General features: G+C 34.1%; 14 protein-coding genes. 6 read left to right on the forward strand and 8 right to left on the reverse strand.

The features are described from left to right. Positions 1-38: 38 nt before the first annotated feature. From OD803_RS02240 to OD803_RS02255, 4 genes are all read right to left on the reverse strand, one after another. Complete coding sequence (locus OD803_RS02240; RefSeq protein ID WP_262732202.1) at positions 39-2,345, reverse strand: glycoside hydrolase family 65 protein; 2,307 nt, start codon at positions 2,343-2,345, stop codon at positions 39-41. 39 nt (positions 2,346-2,384) lie between these two features. Next, complete coding sequence (gene pgmB, locus OD803_RS02245) at positions 2,385-3,041, reverse strand: beta-phosphoglucomutase (protein ID WP_262732203.1); 657 nt, start codon at positions 3,039-3,041, stop codon at positions 2,385-2,387. 1 nt (position 3,042) lies between these two features. Next, on the reverse strand, positions 3,043-4,422 hold the full coding sequence (locus OD803_RS02250; protein ID WP_262732204.1) for an MFS transporter: 1,380 nt from the start codon (positions 4,420-4,422) through the stop codon (positions 3,043-3,045). 133 nt (positions 4,423-4,555) lie between these two features. Next, the gene (locus OD803_RS02255; protein WP_131506090.1) at positions 4,556-5,596 is read right to left on the reverse strand and encodes a LacI family DNA-binding transcriptional regulator; all 1,041 of its coding nucleotides are present in this window, start codon (positions 5,594-5,596) and stop codon (positions 4,556-4,558) included. Between the two features lie 307 nt (positions 5,597-5,903). Here OD803_RS02255 and OD803_RS02260 point away from each other — a divergent pair, with 307 nt between their 5' ends. The 5 genes from OD803_RS02260 to OD803_RS02280 all read left to right on the forward strand — a co-directional run bounded on the left by OD803_RS02260 (position 5,904) and on the right by OD803_RS02280 (position 15,886). Next, complete coding sequence (locus OD803_RS02260; RefSeq protein WP_262732205.1) at positions 5,904-8,813, forward strand: SusC/RagA family TonB-linked outer membrane protein; 2,910 nt, start codon at positions 5,904-5,906, stop codon at positions 8,811-8,813. A gap of 12 nt (positions 8,814-8,825) precedes the next feature. Then, positions 8,826-10,721, forward strand: a complete 1,896-nt coding sequence (locus tag OD803_RS02265; protein WP_262732206.1) for a RagB/SusD family nutrient uptake outer membrane protein — start codon at positions 8,826-8,828, stop codon at positions 10,719-10,721. 10 nt (positions 10,722-10,731) lie between these two features. Then, positions 10,732-12,033: a SusE domain-containing protein gene (locus tag OD803_RS02270; protein ID WP_262732207.1), complete on the forward strand. Its 1,302-nt coding sequence runs from the start codon at positions 10,732-10,734 to the stop codon at positions 12,031-12,033. A gap of 67 nt (positions 12,034-12,100) precedes the next feature. Next, positions 12,101-14,953 carry an alpha-amylase family glycosyl hydrolase gene (locus OD803_RS02275; RefSeq protein WP_262732208.1) on the forward strand — a complete coding sequence of 951 codons (2,853 nt, stop codon included), beginning with the start codon at positions 12,101-12,103 and terminating at the stop codon, positions 14,951-14,953. 12 nt (positions 14,954-14,965) lie between these two features. Beyond that, complete coding sequence (locus tag OD803_RS02280; RefSeq protein ID WP_262732209.1) at positions 14,966-15,886, forward strand: T9SS type A sorting domain-containing protein; 921 nt, start codon at positions 14,966-14,968, stop codon at positions 15,884-15,886. A 59-nt stretch (positions 15,887-15,945) separates the two neighbouring features. Here the strand turns inward: OD803_RS02280 and OD803_RS02285 are convergent, their stop codons facing one another. Genes OD803_RS02285 through OD803_RS02300 form a run of 4 tightly spaced genes read right to left on the reverse strand, consistent with a single transcriptional unit; the run spans position 15,946 to position 21,726 of the window. Further along, entirely contained in the window at positions 15,946-18,510 is a 2,565-nt protein-coding gene (locus tag OD803_RS02285; RefSeq protein ID WP_262732210.1) for a hypothetical protein, read from the reverse strand. A gap of 2 nt (positions 18,511-18,512) precedes the next feature. Beyond that, positions 18,513-19,556 (reverse strand): UDP-glucose--hexose-1-phosphate uridylyltransferase, encoded by a 1,044-nt coding sequence (locus OD803_RS02290; protein ID WP_262732211.1) that lies wholly within the window; start codon positions 19,554-19,556, stop codon positions 18,513-18,515. A gap of 5 nt (positions 19,557-19,561) precedes the next feature. Beyond that, on the reverse strand, positions 19,562-20,713 hold the full coding sequence (gene galK / locus OD803_RS02295; RefSeq protein ID WP_262732212.1) for a galactokinase: 1,152 nt from the start codon (positions 20,711-20,713) through the stop codon (positions 19,562-19,564). A 14-nt stretch (positions 20,714-20,727) separates the two neighbouring features. Beyond that, on the reverse strand, positions 20,728-21,726 hold the full coding sequence (locus OD803_RS02300; protein WP_262732213.1) for a GntR family transcriptional regulator: 999 nt from the start codon (positions 21,724-21,726) through the stop codon (positions 20,728-20,730). Between the two features lie 116 nt (positions 21,727-21,842). On the opposite strand from OD803_RS02300, the gene OD803_RS02305 reads away from it, so the two are divergent. Next, positions 21,843-23,003, forward strand: coding sequence for a glycoside hydrolase family 53 protein (locus OD803_RS02305; RefSeq protein WP_262732214.1), 1,161 nt, complete (start codon positions 21,843-21,845; stop codon positions 23,001-23,003).

Below are 23,003 nucleotides of genomic sequence, written 5' to 3' on the forward strand. Positions count from 1 at the left end.
TTAAATAGTTTTAAGTGTGTTTTTACTTATTAAACAGTTTAAACAGTAACCAAGCTATTAGCTTCAATCGTTACTTTTTTATCGTTTACCAAGATGTCTAAACTTTCGCCACCTTCTAGTTCGAAGTTGGTTTTACCTTGGTTAACATTCACTTTTATGATTTGATTTCTAAAGTTGATTTTAAACGAGTAACCATCCCATTCTTTTGGGATTTTAGGTGAAAAAGACAAGGTATTATCTTTTACACGCATTCCGCCAAAACCTTCAACAATACTCATCCAAGTTCCTGCCATAGATGTAATATGTAAGCCTTCGTGAACTTCTTTATTATAATCATCTAAATCTAATCGCGATGTTCTTAAATAAAACGTATAAGCTTGTTCCATACGATCTATTTTTGCCGCTTGAATACTATGAACACAAGGTGACAATGAACTTTCGTGTACAGTATATGGCTCGTAAAAATCGAAATGACGCTCTAACTCTTCAGTAGAAAAATGATCTTCAAAGAAATAGAAACCTTGTAATGTATCGGCTTGTTTTATGTAAGGCGAACGCAAAATGCGATCCCAAGACCAATATTGGTTAATAGGACGTTGACTAGCATCTAGCTCATCAACTTTTATTAATTCTTTATCTAAAAATCCGTCTTGCTGTAAGTACACATTATGCTCTTCAGAATATGGGAAGTACATCGCATCTGCAACCGATTTCCATTGTGTTATTTCAGCTTTAGACAGCTTAACTTTATTCATTATTCTAGTAAAGTCTGTATCGTATTCTGCTTCAACTTTACTAATATTTTCAATAGCATAATCTATACACCATTTAGCTATATAGTTAGTATACCAATTGTTGTTTACGTTGTTTTCGTACTCATTTGGTCCTGTAACACCTAAAATAACATACTTGTTTTTGTTTGTTGAAAACGTAGCGCGTTGGTGCCAAAAACGTGCAATACCAATAAGTACTTCCAAGCCTTTTTCAGGTATGTAACTGTAATCGTTTGTAAACCTGTGGTAGTTATAAATAGCAAAAGCAATAGCACCATTACGATGAATTTCTTCAAAAGTAATTTCCCATTCGTTATGACATTCTTCTCCATTCATAGTTACCATTGGGTACAATGCTGCGCCATTAGTAAAGCCTAATTTTTCAGCATTCTCAATAGCTTTTTGCAGATGATTATATCTGTACTCCAATAAGCTTCTTGCTACTTTTTGGTCTTTTGTAGCCATGTAAAACGGAATGCAATATGCTTCAGTATCCCAATAGGTGCTTCCACCATATTTTTCGCCTGTAAATCCTTTTGGACCAATATTTAATCTAGAATCTTTTCCTAAATACGTCTGATTTAAATGAAATATATTAAAACGAATACCTTGTTGCGCTTTTACATCACCACTAATGGTAATATCTGCCATATCCCAAATGTTTGCCCAAGCTTGTTTTTGTTGCTCTAGCAAAGTATCAAAACCAAGTTGTGTAGCTGTTGCCAACACTGATTTTGCTGCAGTTACCAATGCGTTTTTGTCATGGTTTCTATCTACAGTGTAACCTCCAAATTTATGAATGGCATAAGTTTCGCCTTGCTTAACATCTTGCTTGTAGCTGTAAGATACTAATGTTGCATCTGCACTAACGTTTGGCTCGATTAATACCGACTTACCATTGATAAAAACCTTTGATTCCATGAACGTGCATGTATAAAAATCGGTTTTCATGGTTTTAGCCTGAATAAACGCTTGGTTATTATCGTGACTTACTTGAGTAGTGTCCCAAAACTTATCGTCCCAGTTAGTATCTTCGTTTGTAATTCCTGAATCTATATAAGGTTGAAATACAATTTCAGCATCACTATTTAATGGTGTTACTTGATAATTGATTACTCCCATTTCGTCTTGGTTAAGACTTAAAAAACGTTTTGCGTTAACTTCTACTTCTATACCATTTTGAAGTGTTGCCTTAAAAGTTCTAGACAACCAACCTTCTTTCATATTAAGTTCTCGTCTAAAATCTTGAACCGTTTTGCACTTGTTTAGGTCTAACTGTTCGCCATTTATTGCTACATTAATACCAATCCAGTTTGGCGCATTAAGTACTTTTGCAAAATATTCTGGGTAGCCATTTTTCCACCAACCAACACGTGTTTTATCAGGATAATATACACCTGCTATGTAGCTTCCTTGAAAGGTTTTTCCTGAATATTGTTCTTCAAAATTAGCGCGTTGTCCCATGGCTCCATTGCCAATACTAAACAAACTTTCTGATGATTCTACGCGCTCTGCATGAAACCCTTCTTCTATGATTGACCAATTATCTGGTTTAATATAATCTTGGTTCATAATTTTAATATATTGTCTTGTTATCGCTACAACGACAACTTATTTCTTTATTAATTCTTCTATAAATTCTATACTTATTTCAGTGAAATCTTTAAACACATAATCTGCTTCAGATAACACTGTTTTATCACCTATACCAATTGAAATCATATTGGCATTATTTGCTGCTTGAACACCTGCTACAGAATCTTCAAACACAATACAATTTTCAGGCTTTTGGTTAAGTGCTTTTGCACCTATAAGGAATACTTCAGGATCTGGTTTTGCCTTACTTACATCATTTCCATCTACAATGGCTTGAAAGTTTGAAATAAGATTTACTTTTTGAAGTATTTTTCTGGCGTTTTTACTTGCCGACCCTAAAGCTACGCCTTGATTATTTTCATTAAGATGATTTAAAATTTTTGGCACATCTGGAAGAATTTCGCTTTCTCCCATTTTATCTATGTAGCTTAAATAATCATCGTTCTTTTTTGTCATTAATGCCATAAACTCATCTTCTGAAATTGTTTTATTTCCCCAAGACAAGATTTTTTCTAAAGATTTTACACGACTTACACCTTTTAGTTGTTCGTTTTGTGTTTCAGTAAAATCAACATCAATACTATTGGCTAATTTTTTCCATGCTAAAAAATGGTATTTTGCAGTATCTACAATAACACCATCTAGGTCAAATATGAATCCTTTTGTATTCATTTTAATTTATTTCGTTTTCTTGTTGATATGAAATTGCGTCTTTATTCACAATAAACAAGTTGCAAAGTGCTGCTAGAATTAAACTAATACCAGCCACAGTCATAGCATTAATAGCATCTTCACCTAAAAGACTAGACACATAATTAATACCACCAAGTGCTGCTATAATTTGAGGTATTACAATAAACATATTGAAGATACCCATGATAACTCCCATCTTTTTAGGATCCACTGAACTTGATAACATTGCATACGGCATTGAAAGAATACTTCCCCATGCAATTCCTATTAAAATAAAACAGTACTTTAAGGTTTCTGGTGTTGCATAATACATAGCCATAAACCCAACGCCTCCTAGTATAAGAGAACCCATGTGAACAAATTTTCTGTTTATACGCTTTTTAGATGTATACATTGCTAGTAATAATGCAAATGCCATAGAGGACAGCCCATAAACACCCATTGCAGAACCTACCAAGTTAGATGATTTCTGAAATGCTGTATTTGCCGTATCAAAAGCTTCAGCTTGTGATGCATTAGTTAAATCAAACGCTGCTTCTATTGGTGCAGGTGTTTGAAACACATGCTCTGTAAGCGCAGGATTTGCCATACTCCACATAGTAAAAAACGCAAACCAACTAAAGAACTGTATAAGTCCTAGTTTTTTCATTGTTAGTGGCATTTTGCCTATGTTTTCTAAAATATCTGGAATAAAGCGGTTTTTCTTTTTTCGTTCACGCTCAAATTCCTCCATATCTTCAGGAGGATATTCGGATGTGGTAAATACGGTATATAGTATGCTTATTAAAAACACAACAGCACCAATACCAAAGGCTACTTTTACCGACATTGGCACAACGCCTTTTGGCGCTGCATCGCTAACACCTAGCTGCGATACCATCCAAGGCAAATTACTTGCTATCCAAGTACCAATACCAATAATGAGTGTTTGTACAACAAAACCATATGAACGCTGCGAATTGGGTAGCTTATCTGCTACTAAAGCCCTGAAAGGCTCCATTGAAATATTGATAGAAGCATCAAGAATCCATAAAAAACCTGCAGCCATCCACAAAACTGAAGAATGTGGTACTAAAAATAGCGCAAGTGAGCTTAATATAGCTCCGATTAAAAAATATGGACGACGTCTTCCCCAGCGTGGGTGCCAAGTTTTATCGCTTAAATAACCAATGATGGGTTGCACTAGTAATCCTGTTAAAGGAGCTGCAATCCATAACAATGGAATAGCATCTTTATCAGCACCAAGTGTTTGAAATATTCGAGACATGAAGCCTCCTTGTAACGCAAAACCAAATTGAATTCCTAGGAAACCGAAACTCATATTCCAGATTTCCCAAAAACTTAAGGAACGCTTTTTCATTAATAGTATAATTTAGATTAATACTATTTTGATAAGCATAAACTCATCAAAACTTATGGTGAGAAGTGAAAATATAAGTTTTGATTTCTGGTGGTAAAGATATAAAAGTTTTTAAATACGCAATGTTAAATTTCTATTTGGTAGATTCTCTTTCAATCAATTCGGTCTCTATTACAACTGTTTGGTAGTTTTCTTCATCGTCTTCGTTTTCTAATTTGTCTATCAATAATTCAGCTGCTTGTTCTCCCATAGTTTGCGCATGTTGACTTACCGTTGTTAAACTTGGAGTTGCGTGTTTTGATAAAACTCCGTCAGTAAATCCTATAAACTGTATATCCTCAGGTATTTTTTTCTTTAGCTTTCTGGCTATTTTCATTGCTGTTAGAGCATAAAGTTCATTTACAGCAAAAACACCATCTATCTTTTTATTCTCTTTAAAAAGTTGTTCTATTTCGGCTTCTAGATCTTCTAAATGATCTTCTGAATCTAATTCTTCTACAATTTTTAAAATCAAGTCTGATTGCGGTTCAATACCATGATCCTCCAAAGCTTCTAAATAACCTTGAGTCCTAAGTTTACCTACACTCACATAGTCTTTGGTAGTAATGATTGCTATGTTTTTACAACCATTTTCAATAAGTTTATTAACTGCTTTTTTAGAGCCTTTTAAATCGTCTACAATAACTTTATCACAATTAACCTCGTTTACAACCCTATCAAACATCACGATTGGCATTCCTTGATTTATGGTTTCGTAAAAATGATGATAATCTTGTTGTGCTAATGTATCTTTGGAAATAGAGAGTACAAAACCATCTATACTACCATTGGCAAGCATTTCCATATTGATAACTTCTTTATTAAAAGACTCATTAGAAAGCCCAATAATAACATTATAACCTCTTCTATTGGCTACTAACTCGATACCTCTTATCACTTTGGCAAAGAAATAATGTACTATCTCAGGAATTATAATTCCAATAGTTTTAGTTTTTCGGTTTTTTAAGCTTAAAGCAATATTGTTTGGACGATAATTATAGAGCTTTGCAAAAGCCTGAACTTTTTGCTTAGTATCATCACTAATTTCTGCACTATTTCTTAACGCTTTTGAAACCGTAGAAATTGACACATCTAACTCTCTTGCAATCTGTTTTAGGGTAATCTTTCTTTTCATATTTTTTTTGTACCTTATAAAGGTAAAAATTGCTAAATAATTTTCAATAAACATCTTATTGTTAAAATAAGACTCTTCTCAATTTTTTTGAAGATGACAATAAAGGTATTACTTTATTACATATTTAATAATTTTAGAATGTTTTTTATTGTTTTCTCTCATTTTAAAAAAAGTTTTTAACACGAAAACGTTTTCGCAAGGTAATTAAAAGTAGAACTCCAAGAAGATACACAAAATTTACATAGATTTAACATCGAGAAGTGAAAATATACATAGAAAATTAACAAACTAACATTAAAAGTATTGTATGAAAACAACGTTAAATTGCTTACTGTTTTTGTTCTTTATTATACCATCATTTTTGATGGCTCAAAATAGAGTTTCGGGTACAGTAACAGAACAATCCTCATCATTACCTTTACCAGGAGTAAACGTACTAGTAAAAGGTACAACTCAAGGTACAGCAACAGATTTTGATGGGAAATACCAAATTAACATTAATAATGGTGACATATTAGTGTTTTCTTATCTTGGTTACATTACCCAAGAAATCACTTATACAGGGCAATCAACAATTGATGTAAGCCTAGTTGAAGATGCTTCTCAATTAGACGAAGTAGTAGTAATTGGTTATGGTAGTGTAAAGAAAGAAGACTTAACTGGGACTACTGATTTATTAACATCTGACGACTTCAACAAAGGGCCTATTGTATCAGCTCAATCATTAATTAGCGGTAAAGTTGCTGGTGTTAATGTTACATCAGGAGGTGGAGCTCCAGGAGAAGGTCAAAGTATCAAAATACGAGGAACAGGTTCTCTATCATTAGATAGTGAACCAATGTATGTAGTTGATGGTGTCCCAATTTCTGGAGCTATTGGAGGCTCAAGGAACCCATTAAACTTTATCAATCCTAATGATATTGAAAGTTTTGTGGTACTAAAAGATGCTTCTTCAACTGCTATTTATGGGTCTAGAGGTGCAAATGGTGTTATATTGATAACAACTAAAAAAGGAAAGAGTAAAGAGTTTCAATTTAACATTAGCTCTCAAACCACTGTATATGATACATTTAATCAAGTAGATGTTTTAAATGCAGATAGATACAGAGAATTAATAAATAATACTGGAGATGCAGGTGATATTGCTTTATTGGGTGATGCTAACACCAACTGGCAAGACCAGATATATACATTTGCAGTTGGACAAGACCACAACTTCAGCGCTTTAGGAAGTGCCTTTGGAGTGCCAATGAGAGCCTCATTAGGTTTTTCAGATCATGATGGTGTTTTAAAAGGAGATAATTTTTCTAGAGGAACCGCTTCTTTAAATTTTATGCCTAGTTTTTTAGATGATCATTTAAAGTTAGAATTTAATGCTAGAGGTGTTTACACTGAAAATGAATTTGCAAACAGAGGTGCAATAGGTTCTGCAATTATTTTTGACCCTACACAGTCTGTATTCGATTCGAATTCTCCGTTTGGCTATTTTACATGGTTAAATAATGAAAACGTACAAAACAGCTTAGCTGCAACTAATCCAGTAGCGCTATTAGACCTAAGAAGTGATACTTCTGAGATTAGACGTTTTGTAGGTAATGCCAAAGCAGACTATAAATTGCATTTCTTCCCTGATATTACTGCAACTGTAAACGTTGGTATAGATAAATCTAACAGCAACGGTAGAACCATTACTTCTGAAAATATGCCTACTTCAGATCCACTATGGAACGGTTCTAGATATGATTACTCCAATGAAACAATAAATAAGCTATTTGACGCTTATTTAACCTATACTAAGTCATTTAATGATGATGCTCATAACCTTTCAGTTGTTGCAGGACACTCTTATCAATCATTTGAATATCCAACATTTACTTACGATAGCGAACTAGAAGAAGATGGTAACAACCCAATAAACATAGGGAACAATAAAGATGTATTATTATCTTATTTTGGACGCTTAAATTATGATTATAAAGGCAAATATTTATTAACGGCTTCTTTAAGAGCTGATGCATCTTCTAAATTAAATCCTAATGACCGTTGGGGATATTTCCCTTCTGCAGCAATTGCATGGAAAATTAGCGATGAAGATTTCATGCAAAACTCAGGATTTGATTTATTAAAACTTAGAGTAGGTTATGGTGAAATTGCTAATGTAAATGGACTTGGTAATTACTTATTCTTGACTAGATATGAAGGTAGTACAGATACTGCACAATACCAATTAGGTTCTTCATTTTATCAAACTTATAGACCTGAACCAATTAACCCTAACCTTCGTTGGGAAGTTGGAAAATCAGTTAACGTAGGTATAGACTATAGTATCTTCAACGGTAGGGTTTCTGGTTTAGTTAATGCCTACATAAGAAAAACAGAAGACTTAATTGCATTAGCAATAGTAGATCCATTTACAAATTTTGGAAACAGAATTGATACTAACATTGGTGATATGGAAAATAGAGGTTTAGAGTTTAACTTAAATGTTGATGCAGTTAAAACTGACAACTTAAAAGTATCCCTTAACTATAATATCTCGTTCAATGACAATGAAATCACTAGCTTACCAACTGACCAACCTCATGGTTTAATTTCATCAGGGGTAGGTAGCAATGTTCAAGTACATAGAGAAGGTGAAGAAGCATCTAGCTTCTTAGTATACCAACAGGTATATGACGATAATGGGACTCCAATAGAAGGTGTTTTTGTTGACAGAAATGATGATGGAATTATCAATGATGATGATAGATATATAAACGAAAGTCCTTTTGCTGATGTATTTATGGGATTAAATGCTAATGTTAGCTACAAAAACTGGGATTTCTCAGTACAATCTAGAGCAAGTTTTGGAAATTACATGTATAATGATGTTGCTGCTAGCAAAGGAATACTTAGTAATGCTACAATAAATAGTGGACTACTTAATAATGTTCATTCAGACTATTTTAACTCAGGCTTTACTGTTTTTCAAGACAGAACAGCTTTCAGCGACCATTTTGTTCAAGAAGCTTCATTCTTTAAGTTAGACAATATTACTTTGGGCTACACCTTAGATAATGCTATAAAAAACACAACCATTAGGTTATTTGGATCATTACAAAATGTTCTTATAGTAACTGATTATGATGGTTTAGACCCTGAAATTAATGGAGGTATTGATAATAACTTCTACCCTAGACCACGTTCATTCGTACTAGGATTAAATGTTGATTTTTAAAAAAATTGTATTATGAAAAATTATATTAAATCATTTATTCTTGTTTCAGTCTTGGCTATAGGTTTTACTTCTTGTCATGACGATTTAAATCAGTCACCTTTAGACCCTGATTTATTCACTGAACAAGATGTTTTCTCAAACGCAGTTGAAGCTAAAAGTGCTTTAGCTAAGCTGTACTCAAGTTTGGCTCTTACAGGACAACAAGGTCCTGCCGGAAATCCTGACTTAGACCCTAATGATATTGATGAAGGTTTCTCTCAATATTCTAGAATGTTATTTAATTTAAATGAGTTAACTACTGACCATGCCGTGATAGGATGGGGAGATGCTGGCTTACCAGACTTACATGGACAATACTGGTCTTCTAGTAATGATTTTTCTGAAGCTATGTATTATAGATTAGCTCAAGAAGTATCATTTTGTAATTCATTTATTGAAAACGCATCACAATTAGAAGATGATGAGGTACAAGGATTTATAGCCGAAGCAAGGTTTTTAAGGGCTTTTACCTACTACAATCTTATTGATTTCTATGGAAACGTACCTCTTCAAACTGTAGTCAGCACAGAATTACCTTTACAAAGCACCAGAGAAGAATTATTTTCTTTTGTTGAAGCAGAGTTATTAGAAATAGAAGAGTTATTAATTTCTGATGGCGCTAACGAATATGGTAGAGTAGATCAAGTTGCTGCATGGGCTTTATTGTCTAAGCTATATTTAAATGCAGAGTCTTGGACAGGACAAAATAGATATTCTGATTGTATTACTTATTCTGATAAAGTGATTAATTCAACCTATTCACTTAACACAAACGATGCCAATGGAAATGGTTCGGCTTATGATGAATTATTTTTAGCCGATAATGATGTAAATGGCGCACAAAACGAATTTATTTTCGCACTAAACTTTGATGGGTTACAATCTACAACTTATGGTGGTACTACCTTTTTAGTTCACGGATCTATTGGAGGATCTATGATTGCAAGTGAATATGGAGTTAATGGAGGATGGGCAGGAATGCGTACCACTAAAAACCTAGTTAATAAATTTGCTAATGATATTGATGATCTAAATGCTGCTCTAGGTTCTCTTTCTGATTGGGGACTTGTTGGAGACGCAACTGTTAATGCATGGGACGGTCCAGATATGGAAATGTATCAAACTGCACCTAATCAATATGCGCTTTATGCCGACTTAAATGCAGGAGAACTTAAATTTAGATTTAATGAAGATTGGGGACAAAACTATGGAGACACAGATGCTGATGGCACATTAGAACCTGGTGGAGCTAATATTGCTATTGCAGCAGCTGGCACATATTTTGTCACTTTAGATTTAGATGGTCTTACATATTCAATTACCCCATTCTCAAGTGATAAACGAGGTATGTTTTATACAGATGGTCAAAATTTAGAAATTTCAGATATAGGAAGTTTTGAAGATGGTTATGCAGTAACTAAGTTTAAAAACATAGACTCAAGTGGAAGTCAAGGGAATGATAGTAGCGGAGAATTTGCATCAACAGACTTACCCTTAATTCGTGTTGCTGAAATTTATTTAAACTATGCTGAAGCTAGCCTTAGAGGTGGTGGTGGAGATAGTAATTTAGCGTTAACATTAGTTAATAACTTAAGAGAACGTGCTTATGGCAACATGTCAGGAAATATATCTTCAGGAGAGTTAACATTAGACTTTATTTTAGATGAACGCTCTAGAGAATTATATTGGGAAGGTCAAAGAAGAACTGATTTAATTCGTTATGGACTATTTACAACTGACACCTATTTATGGCCTTTTAAAGGTAATGACGAATTTGGAACATCAGTACCTGCTTTCAGAAGACTATTCCCTCTGCCTTCTAGTACATTAACTACTAACCCTAACCTGTCGCAAAACGAAGGTTATTAACAATATAATTATGAAAACAACAATAAATAAAGTATTATTTGTATTAAGCTTGTTTTTTGTTTTCACCTCTTGTGATGACAAAGAAATCATTACGCTTAATAGTGATGCAAACACAGTAGTTACTTTGTCAACTAATTCAGTAGTACTAACAGGTGATACCGCTAGTGAAGAAGCTGTAACAGTATCTTGGACAGAGCCTGATTTTGGTTTTGAAGCTGCCACAACATATCGAATTTTGATGGATGTTTCTGGTGGAGATTTTTCAAACCCTCAAACCATTTCAATTGGTAATGCTTATAGCAGAACATTTTTAGTGCAAGAACTTAACAGTAGAGCTATTAATTTAGGTTTAGAACCTGATATGGAGTCTTCCATAGATATAATAGTTGAAACTCGTTTAAGTGAGCAAACAACAATGCAATCTAACCTTGTAACTTTAGCTGTAACTCCTTATTCAGCTGTTTTAGACTTAAGCACTACTTGGGGAGTTGTAGGCAGTGCAACACCTAATGGTTGGGATGGTCCTGATGTTCCATTTTATCAATCTTCTACAGCAGGCGTATATGTTGCATATACAACATTAATTGATGGACTTGTAAAATTTAGAGAAAATAATGATTGGACTAATAATTATGGAGATGATGGTGCTGACGGAACACTTGAAGCAGGAGGAGCAGATATTCCTGTAACCGCTGGGACATATAAAATTACGTTTAACATTAATGCTCTAACTTATACCTTAGAAGCTTATTCTTGGGGTGTTGTAGGTGATGCAACTCCTAACGGCTGGGATGGTCCTGATATAAATTTAGAATATGACCCAACATCTGATCAATGGAGAGCACTAGCTACATTAACTGATGGTTTAATAAAGTTCAGACAAAATAATGATTGGGGAACAAACTATGGTGATGATGGAGTTGATGGAACACTTGAATTAAATGGCTCTGATATTAGTGTTACAGCTGGTAATTATTTAATAACTGTAAACTTCAATGATTTAACTTATACTCTTGAAGAAGTTGATTTTTGGGGAGTTGTAGGTAGTGCAACACCTAATGGCTGGGATGGTCCTGATGTAGAATTAAGCCTAGATTATACTAGTGATGGTGCTGTATGGTATAATGACAATGTTGATCTAGTTGATGGTCTAATAAAATTTAGAGCAAATAATGATTGGGGTGTAAATTATGGAGATGATGGTGCTGATGGAAGTTTAGAATCTGGAGGAGCAGATATCAATGTAACTGCAGGTAACTATTCTATCTCAATTAATCTTACTGAGTTAACATACACACTTACTCAAAACTAGATTATAAAATTATAACTATAAAGGCTGTATATATTTACAGCCTTTTTCTCTTTAAAAATATAGAGCTATGAAAAAAACTTTACTTTTACTTTTCCTTTTCTTACTTGCTTTTACAAGTTTACATGCGCAACTTTCATGGCAAGGAGGAACTAACCCAGAAGAAAATGACTCTGCAACACTTTTGTTTGATAAAACAGGTACAGGGTTAGAGTCTTATTCTGGAACTATTTATGCTCATACTGGTGTAACTTTAGATGATACTGATCAATGGCAGAATGTTATTGGTACTTGGGGAAGCAACAGTACACAACCAGCTTTAACTCTTGTTTCAGGAAATATCTACGAACTAGACCTAACGCCAACAATAAGAGATTTTTACAATAACCCTACAGGTTCTATCACCTCAATTAATGTTGTTTTTAGAAGCGACGACGGATCTCAACAAACCGTTGATCTTGAAATTAGTGTAGGTGCTTTTCAAGTAACTATGATTAATCCTGCACCTAGTGCTAACGGTGTTGTTATAGTTGACAATGGTGGCGGCACACAAATTTTAGCCCAAAACAGTAATGGTCCTGCTAATTACGAATTATTTGCTAATGGAGTTAGTATACACACTCAAAACAATACAACATTTTACAACGGTTATTTGTTTTCTGGATTAACCGAAAATCAATATTGCGAATTAGTAGTTACTCAAGGTGCTGCAACTACTTCTCGTTCTTTTTTAATTCTAGTAAATAGCACTATTGAAGAAAGTATACCATCAAACCTTGAAGACGGAATAAATTATAATGATAGTGACCCTACAACAGCTACATTAGTTATCGATGCACCTAATAAAGATTTTGTGTATGTCGCAGGAAGTTTTAATAATTGGGAGCCAACTTCTGCTCATGCAATGAAAAAAGACCCAAGCTCTAGTAAATTTTGGGTAGAATTAACTGGTTTAACTTCTGGCCAAATAGAAACTTATCAATACTGGGTTGGCAGCTTAAACCCTATTGCTGGTTCACCTAAATTAGTTAAAACAGCAGACCCTTATTCAACACTAGTACTGTCTCCTTTTGATGATCCATGGATTTCTGCTACTACATACCCTAACTTGCCTGCCTACCCTGAAGGTCAAGAGCGCGAAGTAACTGTTTTAGAAACTGGTCAAACACCTTACGCGTGGCAAGTAACTAACTTTCAAAAACCTAAAAAAGAAGATTTAATCATCTATGAGGTATTAGTACGCGATTTTGACCAAGACAGAAATTTTCAAGACTTAATTGACAAGGTCGATTATTTTAAAGACCTTAACGTTAACGCAATTCAATTAATGCCTGTAATGGAATTTGAAGGCAATGAAAGTTGGGGATACAATACTTCATTTCATATGGCTTTAGATAAGTTTTATGGTACTGAAGAAAAACTCAAAGAATTAGTAGATGTTTTTCACCAAAACGGAATTGCAGTAATTCTTGATATTGCTTTAAACCATGCATTTGGAAGAAACCCAATGGTACGTATGTGGATGGACGATCCTGATGGTGATGGTTGGGGAGAACCAAGTAGCGAAAACCCATACTTTAACCAAGTTGCAAAACATAGTTACAGCGTAGGTTCTGATTTTAATCATCAGCAAACAAGAACTCAATATTATGTTGAAAGGGTTGTAAAACACTGGATAGAAGAATTTAACATTGATGGTTTCCGTTGGGATTTAACCAAAGGGTTTACACAAAACTGTGAAAACAGTGATACCTGCACAGATGCTCCCCAACCTGACAGAATTGCAATTTTACAGCAATATGCTGATTATAGTTGGAGTTTAGATCCCGATCATTATGTTATTTTTGAACACTTAGGCAATCCTGCCGAAGAACAACAATGGGCAAATTACAGAATTGATGAAGGAAAAGGTGTGATGATGTGGAAAGAAGTATGGAATGATTATAAAAATCTAGCTCAAGGTAATTCTGCAAACATTAATGCTATGGGTAATACTGCTAGTGGTTTTACTGGCAAAAGAGCCCTTGGCTACCCTGAAAGTCATGATAAAGACCGAATAATGTATGAAATGTTACAATTTGGTAACAGTAATGGCGGCTATGATGTTACAAACTTAAACACAGCATTACAACGTATGTCAACTATTGGTGCTGTTTCATTAACCATTCCTGGTCCAAAAATGATTTGGCATTTTGGTGAGCTAGGTATGGACGTATCCATTTGGACATGTAATAATGGTGTTGTTAATAGTGATTATGATGGTAACAATGATGGTGATTGTAAATTAGACACAAAGCCACAACCACAATGGGTAAACAACTGGATTGTAGACACTAACAGAAGTCAAATTTATAACGATTGGGCTAGGTTAAATGAGTTAAAAATAAATGAAGATGTATTTGAAGGTAACTACTCTATAGATTCAGGTGATACGACACCTCGTATTTATATTTGGGATGATACGCTTCCATCAACAAGTTTAAAAAATGTTGTTATTCTAGCAAACTTTGATGTAACTGCTCAAAACATTGTTCCTGATTTTCCTTACACTGGAACTTGGTATGATTTAATGGATGATTCAGGCAGTTCATCAATTACTGTTTCAAGTACTACTGCTACTATCAACATTCCTGCTGGAGAATTTAGAATTTATGGAAACCAAGCTTCAACTTTAAGCGTTGAAGATTTCTCATCACTATCAACACTTAAAATGTTCCCAAATCCTACTTCAAACTCTTTCAAAACTAATAAAACACTTGATAAAGTTTTGATTTACAACACCACTGGTAAACTGATCTACACTTTTGATGGAGGATTCGAAAAAAATCACGAGTTTAATGTTTCTAATCTGTCTCAAGGATTGTATATGGTTAAATTAGAAAGTAATTCTAACACTACAACTAGAAAACTAATTATTAACTAACACCTATAACTCATGAAGAAACTTTATACTTTAGCTTTAAGCTTTTTATCATTTGGTTTGTTTGCTCAAACTACAGTTCAGTATCCTCAACAGGCAGAAAACTATAACGCGTTTTTTTCTGATAGTGGCGGACATTTTAACCAAAACTCTGATGAGTTTGGTATGTGGGCTAATGGTGGCGGAGCAAAACAATCAGTAGCTTGGAGATCATTTACTGAAACTGGTCTACCTGGAGGAACACCTTCTACAATGGCTGTTGGTGATAGCTTTACAATTACTGTTTCTGCTACCCAAGCGTCTTATGGACAAATTGGAGTTGCTCTACTATCGAATCCTTCAACATCATCTTGGGACGATAGAGTGAGTAACTATGCTGTTCAGGTAAACTTAAATGGAAACAGTGGAGCAAATGATCCATGGGAAGTTGTTTCAAATGGCGGTACAATAAACGCTTCTTCAATTGGAGGTTCTACAAATTATGCTGATTTTAAATTTCAGTTTACTTTAAATTCTGCCAATACTATGACAGTATCAATAAACGATGGTGCTGAAGTTTTTAATATCACATTAAATAATACTGATATTACTGGTTATTCTGTTTATTTTGCTGATGACTGGAATGGAGCCGCAAATGCCAATATTTACTGGAAACCTGTTACTGAGTACACTTATGCTTCAACCTTAAGTATAAATGATGTAAATGTTTTTCCTATTAAATTACACCCAAACCCAGTTAATGATTCTTTCAAAACTAATAAATCCTTAAATGGACTTCATATCTATGATATTACTGGTAAGCTAGTAAAATCATTTACTGGTGAGTTTACTAAAAATGATAGCTATGATATTTCGAGTTTAACTAATGGTATGTATTTAGTAAAAATAGAAAACGAAAACGGTGAGTCCATTACATCAAAACTTGTAAAGCTTTAATTGATAATAGTAATTTGAATTAGCCTTAAAAGCTTTCCATTGATTTGGAAAGCTTTTTTTTATTCTAACTTAACTTTTATAATTCCAACTCCATGAGCATCATTTTGTTGTTGCTTAGGTACTTCTGGTCCAATTGAAAACTGGATACTTTCTACTCTATTTACATCAAACTTTGAGTTATTATTGTTCTCAAAATAATAAGGTAAAAAACTTGGGTATGGTCTAGGCAGCGTAACTGTTTTTACTGGTTTTAGTTCTGATAGATTTAGTATATAATCTTTAGTTTCAGCACCTATTTCTATAACGTTCCCAAAAGAAGAACCATCATCCATCACCAAGGCTATTTGTAATTTACATGGTTTATTGTTCAAGGCTCTTCCTGTAAATACCAATTGGTTTTTAGAAGCCAAATCTTTTTGCCTTTGATTTATTTCATCAATCACAAAATGCTTGAATGAATAATCAAAAACAGGCTCAGCATTTAGGTTTTCTTCATCTACCACAAATAGGTTCTCTATGTTCATTTGGTATTCAGCTTCGTTCATATTTTGGGTTGGAACCAATTTAAAACCGCGTCGCCATTGTCTCACCAATTTATCAGAATCTTTCAAAGCATCAAACAGATATATAGAGTTGTTCGAATTAACAACACGCGTTGTATATGTCTCTCTTTCATAAAAATCCCAAGCAAACGGATTGCCTTCTTTGTCAGCAGGATAGGTTCTGGTTTTTCCATTGGTTTCTACCAAAATATAATAGTTCAAAAAACCTTCTTTTAAATTTTCAATCGGGATAGTTACTTCAAACTGATAAGGTGCAACCTCTTTAAACTCAAGATTAAATCTACTCTCACCATTGTAACCTACCAAACTTATCTTGTTTGGTTGTTCTGGAGCTACATATTGAAGAGAAAAGGTAAAGGGTTTATCAGCACTTAATTCTTCAACTTCTTTAAAAGTCATCCAAGGTTTAGCAACTGTGGTTTTTGGTGCATAAAACTGATTGAGTTCATAACCTTTGAAGTCTTGAGTTTTTGACCATTTCTTAGAACTTCCTTTGCGGCTCAACACATAAGTCCCTGGTCTTATATGAAAGTTTTTTCCATTAACTTCTGAAGAAAAATTGTTACCTTCATTAATGGCTTTTAGAGAAAAATCGTTTCCTAAATCTTTCAGATTAATAGTCATATTTCGGGTTTCCCATTTGATAACACCTACGGTTTTTTCCAAACTATTTCTTCCAAATGGGTTGTTGACCCAAATGGCCTCTGGTTGCACTTCCAATCTCCAAATACCATCATCTAGCTTATCCAAAAAATAAGCTCCTGTTCCATCATAGGTTACAAGCGTAGAATTTCTGGAACCTGCAATTTCCTTGAGCGATTTTTCATTTTTAGGATGAGATGTGGTGCTATTGGTGTAAAAGAATTTAGCTTCGGAATTGTATTCAGCTAAATCGGTTTTATAATCGATTTTAAAATCTCCAAACGTAGTATTTTCAGGATACGTTCCAAAATCAGCATGCATTGGCACTTCATGAAATACTTCAGAACAAATCTTCAACGCCAAAGCTTTTTGCGGTGTGTAATTTAAGTTCATGTAGTGTGTGTTGTATTCAGTATTGGCATACGCCAAATAGGTTGGATCGTATGCAAAATGAGTCCCAATTTGGATGCCAGCACTTCTAAAACTACGTGCCATAGCTGGATAAATGTAAGAACGTCCCACATCGGCAGCATCAAATTCATACACTAACTTTGCGCCTTTGTGCTTTTTGAAAACAGCATCAAAAGGCATGTTGTAATCGTTCACATTGGGCAACAAATTACCTTGCAGTTCTTCGCCATAGCCTAAACCTGTTGGATACCATTGAAACGTTCCTCCATCTACTCCTCCTTCAAAATAAGCATCCATAAACTGAACTGCATGACTCATATTATAGAAAATAGGTTTTTTGGTTCCAGTACGTTTCATAGCGTTTACCATACCACTAACAAAATTGGTAACATCTTCCGAATTTCCTCTATGGTGTGGCTCGTTGCTTACTTCAAAAGCAATAATATTAGGTTCATCTTTATAAGCAACTCCAGTGTATGGATTCACATGATTTAAAAACTGAAACAAATAATTCTGTTGCGCTTTTATCGCTTCAGGATTTGTCAAGCAATCGCCTTTTCCATATTTATGCGAAAATCCAGGTGTTTCGGTATCAGGTTCAGGCCAACCGTTTCCCCAAAAAGCAATAGGTGTAATCACATAGTTAATGTTATGGTCTTTAAGCGTTTTTAATAAATAATCGAAAGTATCCAAGTATTCATTCTCCAATAAATTTCCTTCTACATCACTTATTTGAGTATCCCAAACATGCAACCTATAAAGGTCAAAACCTAATCGGGTAAAATGGTACACTTCATTATCAATAGCTGTTTTTGGGTCTATTCCCAATTTTTTAGCAGACCTATAAGCATGTGCAAAAGGAACAGAATAATTAACTCCAAAACCTTTGACTTCTTCATTTGTGTTTTCCCAACGCATTACACCATCATTATCCACATAAACATTAGAATTTTGAGCTATTCCTACTATTGAAAAAAGCACGATAAAAAGAGTTGCTAACTTTTTCATTTTTAAAGGTATTTTGTTGTGTATAAATTATCTGCTAAATGTTTAAGCGTTTGAGCTGCAGTTTCTGGTGTAATATCGCGTTGTGCCATACCAAACATTTCATAGCCTACCATAAACTTTTTTACGGTTGCGCTTCGTAACAAAGGCGGATAAAAACTCATGTGCCAATGCCAGTGAGAATTGTCCTCACCGTTTGTTGGTGCTTGATGTATTCCGCTGGAGTATGGAAACGAAGTATTAAACAGTTTATCATAAATTTTGGTCAATACCGAAATAGCTTCAGCAAACAAAATAGTTTCTTCTCTAGGCAACTCAATAATATCTTTTTGAGGTTGCTTAGGCACTATCATTGCTTCATAGGGCCAAATAGCCCAAAAAGGCACCAACACCACAAAGGCTCTATTTTCAAAAACAATGCGCTCTTTAAGTTTTAATTCTTGTTTTAAATAATCCTGAAGTAAAGTATTATTATTCTGCTTGTAGTAGGTTTTTTGATGAATATCTTTTTTTGAAACCTCATTTGGCAAAGTAGATTGACTCCAAATTTGACCATGCGGATGCGGATTACTACAACCCATTACTGCTCCTTTATTTTCAAAAATTTGCACATAATTGATATTAGGTTGCTTCCCTAAGGACATAAACTCACTTTGCCAAGTATGAATTACCTTTTGAATATCCTTTACATTCATATCCGCTAAGGACTTGGAATGGTCTGGACTAAAACAAACTACTTTGCAAACACCTTGCTCTGCTTCTGCTTTTATCAATCCGTCATTAAGTGAGAATTGCTTAGAATCTTTTTGAAGTGCCGAAAAATCATTGACAAACACAAACACATCTTCATAGTCTGGATTTTTTTCTCCATTGGCTCTTGTATTTCCAGAACATAAATAACAATCAGGATCGTGTGTTGGTCTTGTCTCTTGATTTGCATCTTCCTCTTGTCCTTGCCAAGGACGTTTTGCTCGATGAGGAGACACCAAAACCCATTCACCTGTTAATGGATTAAAGCGTTTGTGTGAATATTCTTGTGTGTTTTCCATAGCTATTAATTATTAGTAAGGTGTGTGCCTTGAGATAATTCGACAAAATATATGGAGCATTCTCTCTTAAAAGCTTTTCTGTATTTTTTAGAAATGTCTTCTGAAAACGCGTTTACAGCTTCAGCCTTTACAAAATTGATAGTACAACCACCAAATCCTCCACCCATCATTCTTGCTCCAATTACAAGAGGATTATTTCGAGCTTCATCAACTAAAAAATCTAATTCTTTACAACTAATTTTAAATTGATGCTGTGCACCATGGTGCGCCTCAAAAAGTAGTTCCCCAAAACCGAAAACATTTTTTTCTTCAAGCATTTTTCCTGCTTTTAAAACGCGCTCATTTTCTTGAATGATGTATAAAGCCTTTTGATATTCGTCTTCAGAAAGTTGATGCTTAACACTGTTAAGCATGGCTTTAGTAGCATCTCTTAAAAAATTCACATTTAGTAATTTTGCTACTTTTTCGCATACGTCTCTTCGATCATTATATTCGGCATCAACCAAATTATGACTTACATTGGTATTGATAAGCATAACCTGATAATCCTCAAATTCTAATGGATATGTTTTTGCTTTTAGTGTTCTACAGTCAAGCAATAATGCTCTATCCTTTTCACCAAACATGCTCGCATATTGGTCCATAATACCACATCGTACACCAACGTAATTATGCTCAGCTTTTTGTGAGATTTCAATCATTTCTTTTTTAGACAACCCAAGACTAAACAATTCATTTAACCCAAAAACCACACTGTTTTCTAAAGCTGCTGAAGATGACAAACCAGCTCCTTTTGGGATATCACCACCAAACACAAAATTGAAAGGTTCTAGTTCTACACCTCTCTTTTGTAATTCGCCTACAACACCTACAACAAAATTTCGCCATTGACCATTAGCAATTGGCTTGATTGTGTTTAATGAAAATTCGTACTCCTCGTCTAAATCATTGGCTATTACAGTGCAATATGGTTTTTCAGCTTTTTGTATTGCTCCAACAATACCTTTGTTTATTGCTGCAGGAAATACAAAACCTTCGTTGTAATCGGTATGTTCTCCAATTAAATTTATACGTCCAGGAGAATGCAACACTAAAGGTTGAGTTTTAAATTTATCTTGAAATCTTTTTACGATTTCTGCTGTTAACTTTGGATTCATTAGCGTTTAAAATATTACAATGAATGTCTTATAATAAGTGTATTTGGGTTTTCAATATTTTGCTTTTCTTCTTTAATCAGCATTTGAGCTAATCGCTTTCCCATGGCTTTAAAATCAGTTGAAATAGTTGTTATTCCATCCTCTACCACTTCTTTTAAAAGCGTATCGTTATATGAAATAATACCAATATCACTTCCTGTTTTTAATTGTTGCTCTTTTATTCTTTTTATAAGAAGTATTAAATCATGATCGTCTAAAACCAGATATACTTCTCCTTTTTTAAGTATCCTATTATCTAACGAATCAATAACTTCACAAGGAAAATCAATGGACTTTCTAAATTTTTGAAAACCATTTAACATGCCTTTAGGCTGCTTTAAACTTGGAAATAACAACACCACTCTTTCATATTTTTTAATTAAGTGGAATGCGTCATTTAAACTCTTAAAAATGTCGTTTTCAAAATTTTGATGAATAGATGGATAGTGTTGTAATTCTTCAGGCATTTGATCAAGAATATAAACCTTATCTTCTGGAAGTTTATCAATCACCATTTGTGTTTGGCTCATATTTGCAGGCATAATTACATAGTAATTGTAATTTCCAATACTATCATAAATATGCTTTTGGAAAACATCAAAACTAAAATGATGAAAAAAGATATCTACTTGAATATTATCATTTAATTCTTCTAAAAAAGCATTATATAAATCTTCCTTAAATGCATTAAGTTCATCAAAAAGCAAAAACACTTTTCGCTTCACATCTATATTTTCACTTTTAATGTAATAACCTTTACCAGAAACCGACTCAACAATCCCTCGCATTTTCAACTCATTAAAAGCCATCAAAACAGTATCTCTAGACAACGAAAACTTATTCCTAATACTATTAATAGAAGGTAGTTTGTCACCCTTTTTTAGCAATCCACTGGTTAAACCATCTTCAATTGAAGTTATAATTTGTTTATACTTTGGTGCTCCTATTTGTTCTGAAACTGAAATAATACTCATGTGACAAAGATATAAAAAACTGGTAGGTACTGGTAGGGTTTTTGAAAAATATTTTTTAAATTCGCATCAAACAATAGTGTTTTTAAGTATTTTAATCATCAAACTATTTGATTTTTATGAAATTAACAAAGTCCATATACGCTCTCAATTTAATCCTGTTTTTAGTTTTTGCATGTTCGTCTGATAGTGATAATTCAAACAATCAAGATCCATCAGATGACGATCCTACTCCTATTGAAGATAGTTTCTATTATGGCGCTGATTTATCTTACGTAAACGAAATGGAAGATTGTGGAGCGACATACAAAGATGCAAACGGAGCTACTAAAGACCCTTTTACCATTTTTCAAGAAGCTGGAACAAACCTAGTACGTGTGCGTTTATGGCACAATCCTACTTGGACCAATTACTCAAATTTTAACGATGTAAAAGAAACCATTCAACGTGCTAAAGCAAAAGGAATGGATGTACTCTTAGATTTTCATTATTCCGATACTTGGGCAGATCCAGACACTCAAGAAATTCCAGCAGCTTGGGTAAGTGAAATTGATAACAATGAAACATTAGGAAACCTGCTTTACAACTATACTTATGATACTTTAGAAGCACTTTCTAATGACAACTTATTACCAGAAATAGTACAAGTAGGTAATGAAATAAATGGTATGATTTTACAACAAGGTGAACTCGTTTGGCCTATAGATTGGGCTAGAAATTCGCATTTGATAAATAAAGGCATTGAAGCAGTTAGGGATATTTCTATTGCCAAAAACAAAGACATTGAAATCATGCTTCACATTGCTCAACCTGAAAATGGTTTGTGGTGGTTTGAACAAGCAACCAATGCAGGTGTAACTGATTATGACTGGATTGGGCTTTCCTATTATCCAATATGGAGCGATTACAATCTAAACAACGTGGGTTCTGCCCTAAGCACATTAATCAACACCTACAACAAACGCTTAATGATTGTTGAAACTGCTTATCCATTTACTATGGAAAATGCCGATAGTGCCAATAACATTCTTGGAAACGACGCTTTAGTTTCTAGTTATCCTGCTACTCAACAAGGTCAATTAGGGTATTTAAATCAACTCCAAAGCATCGTAGAAAATGCAGGTGGAGAAGGTATTGTGTATTGGGAACCTGCTTGGGTATCTACTAGCTGCTCCACGCAATGGGCTCAAGGTTCTCATTGGGACAACGCTACACTTTTTGATCATAATTATCAAGCTACTTTAGGCATGCAATTTTATAACGGTTCACAAGGCAATTAA

The organism is Gaetbulibacter sp. NE (assembly GCF_025548475.1).
Classification (GTDB): Bacteria; Bacteroidota; Bacteroidia; order Flavobacteriales; family Flavobacteriaceae; genus Gaetbulibacter_B; species Gaetbulibacter_B jejuensis.